Origin of the sequence: Rivularia sp. UHCC 0363 (assembly GCF_034931125.1) — a bacterium.
Classification (GTDB): domain Bacteria; phylum Cyanobacteriota; class Cyanobacteriia; order Cyanobacteriales; family Nostocaceae; genus Rivularia.
On sequence record NZ_JAYGHM010000042.1, the window covers coordinates 51,798 to 54,928 of the forward strand.

General features: G+C 39.3%; 2 protein-coding genes. Both read right to left on the reverse strand.

Annotated features, from left to right (window positions below; translation table 11 throughout):
• Positions 1-315 precede the first annotated feature (315 nt).
• Positions 316-765 (reverse strand): YlqD family protein, encoded by a 450-nt coding sequence (locus VB797_RS22120; protein WP_323239898.1) that lies wholly within the window; start codon positions 763-765, stop codon positions 316-318.
• 42 nt (positions 766-807) lie between these two features.
• Entirely contained in the window at positions 808-2,793 is a 1,986-nt protein-coding gene (locus tag VB797_RS22125) for a long-chain fatty acid--CoA ligase (protein WP_323239899.1), read from the reverse strand.
• Between the last annotated feature and the right edge of the window lie 338 nt (positions 2,794-3,131).

Below are 3,131 nucleotides of genomic sequence, written 5' to 3' on the forward strand. Positions count from 1 at the left end.
AGTAGGGAGTAGGGAGTAGGGAGTAGGGAATAGGGAGTAGGGAATAGGGAGTAGGGAGTAGGGAGTAGGGAGTAGGGAGTAGGGAGTAGGGAGTAGGGAATAGGGAGTAGGGAGTAGGTAATTGGAGCATTTCGGTATATATATTTTTAATTACCTATCTATTGAATCGGAATCTTTTTGTGTATCGATCTGATTTTTATACCTTATTCGAGATTGCTTGAAAATTAAATATAGAGTGTGTGTGAGGAGCAAGGATATTTGAGTGAACAATTGTTAATTCGCCGCAGGTGCAGCGAATTGCAAATTGCGAATTGTCTAGATATCGCCGCGAAGTTCTTCGATTACACCGTCGCGTAGAACAATTTCCACCTGCATTTTACTAATTAAGTTATCGCCTTTTTCTGCTCGGAAAAACCCTTCCAATTGAAATTGATTAACTTCTTGATCCAATTCAAGCATTTGTACCTGTTGGAGGTTTTGCAGGCTTTGGTTTTTTTGTTCTAGCATCTCGCTTTTTTTCTCGTTTACCTGAACTTGAATGTTCTCAATTTGTTGTAAAGTCTGAGGTCCGGGGGGTTGCAAACCTTGCTTTTGAATTTCAGTAATTGCTCGCTGTCCTTGGACATCGATTTGTTGTAGCTGCTGGTCGATTTGATTGATTTGAGTTTGTAGTTGCTGCGTTACTTCCTCTTTCCATAGAGGTGTGACAATGGCTTTGACATTAATAACGCGCTTGAGCAGCAGTTGAGGATTGGAGATGTCCATAGAAATATCTTTTTTTCCCTTTTGAATTCAACAAATTGTAGATTAGTTTGTGGCAAAGATCCGTTCAATCATATCGTGATAGCGTTCCATCACCACGTGTCGTCGGACTTTGAGAGTTCGTGTCATCAAGCCATTTTCCATAGAAAACGGTTCCATAATCAGTTGAAATGGTCCAATACGGTCATCCGATCGATATCCCGGACGATTTCGTACTTCTCGAATCAACTCTTGTCGAAACAAATCCTGGATCATTTTACTCTCAAGGTTGATTTTTTGGCTGGTGGATGTCGTAACATTGTCTTCTTTAACACATAATTCCAATTTTCGATCTGATGCCCATTTTTCTAATGCTTCTAAATTGGGAACAATCAAAGCACCGAGACTCTTCTTGTCTTGTCCCACCAGCATTATTTGGTCGATAAATGGCGATCGCAAACAAGCGTCTTCGATGGGAAGCGGTTCAATGTTTTCCCCGTTGGTTAATACAATAGTGTCTTTTGCTCGTCCGGTTAAAACTATATCCTGAGAAGGTGTTAACCAACCCAAATCACCACTATTAAACCAGCCTTCGGCATCAATGGCTGTTTTTGTCGCTTCGGGGTTTTTGTAATAACCCTGCATGATTTGCGGTCCTTTGAGCAATACTAAACCTTTTTCCCCGGCACTTAATTCTCGACGAGTTTCTAAATCCACAATTTTGACTTGGGTACCCGGTATCGGCAATCCTGAAGAACCGCGTAAATTACTCCAGTGACGACGAGCATGAGTAACCGGACTCGTCTCTGTTAAACCGTAACCAACGGCGATTTCCACACCAATAATCTCGTAGAAATCATCTATATGTTTCGCTAATGCACCACCACCACAAATTAACTGTTTAACTCTTCCTCCCGTCGCTTCTCTCACCTTTTGATAAACTATTTTTTCAGCCAAAGCGTGTATAGGTGAAAGGGCTTTTGCTTGAATATTCGCGGCAATTCTTTCTCCCATAGAAGGATTGATATTTTCCAAATCCAATTTTTGAACAATTCGTCGCGCTTTAATGTACTTATTGCTAATACCTAAAAATCGATTAATCAAGCTTTGTTTAGAAGCTGGTTGTTCGCGAAACTGTTTTTGGACTCCTTCATAAATCGATTCCCAAATACGCGGTACCCCAATCATGTAATGGGGTTGATATTTTTTCAAATCATTTTTGATCGATCGCAAATTTGTATAAATTTGGGTGCAGCCTTGACTCAGTAAAAAGTACTCACCTGTACGTTCAAATACGTGCCAGGTGGGGAGAATACTTAGAATAATATCTCCGACTTCCGGCTGAACTATGGTACGTAAATTAGTGACCTGATGCATCAAATTCCCGTGAGAAAGCATCACACCCTTGGGTTTACCCGAAGTTCCGGAAGTATAAAGTAAAGTGGCTAAATCATCGCGCTTTTGCTTAACGGTTTCTAATTTATGTTTTGCGCCAATTTCCATCAACTGCTCGAAGTTTAGTACCTCGATTGCCTCTTCATTTGGTACTGTTTGATCGGTCAACAAAATTACCATTACAATTGGTAAATTATCTAAGCGCGATCGCAGTTTTTCAAAAGTCTGTAAATCTTGCGCGACTAAGACTGTACTATCGCTATTTTCTAAGATAAACGCTAATTCTTCTACATCGGCTTGAGAACTGCGTACTGCATTTACAGCCCCAGCAGTCATCATCCCTTGGTCGGCAATTAACCAGCGAGGACTATTATCGGCAATCAGCGAAATTCTTGTTTGTGGCTTGACTCCCAATGCTTGCAAACCAGCAGCAAACTGTTGAATTTGTTGATGAAGCTGAGTATAAGTTACGATCTCCTCTTGAGGTCGAGCGTGAGGATTATGCAGTGCCGTTGTATCACCAAAGCGACTTGCGACTATTCCCCAAATTTCGGGCAAAAACTCTACATTTGAGTAATCAAATCGGCTTTTCAAAGATTGCCGGTCTTTTTCAGTAAACCGATCTAATAAATTATTTGTACTGCTATTATTAGACATCACACGCAACTTTTACACTCCATTATTTGTACTTCCAGCATATTCCTTTATTTAGTAAAAATAGACAACTACTATAGATACAACAGGGATAGCTGGTTTTATATTCATCCAGAAATTGAGTTTTTCCGTGAATGTAAAATTATATTTATAAAAATTTAGTTATATAAATAAATATAAATTAAATTAAATTAAATCTAAAATAGACTTTTAGTGTGAAAGCTGACAATAATTCTACCAAGGAAGAATAAATAGATTTAAGCGTAAGTAGGTTAGTAGAAATAAATCAAACTATGTAACGGTTGGGTAAATTAAGTTAAAAACCCTTCCCCTACTCCCTA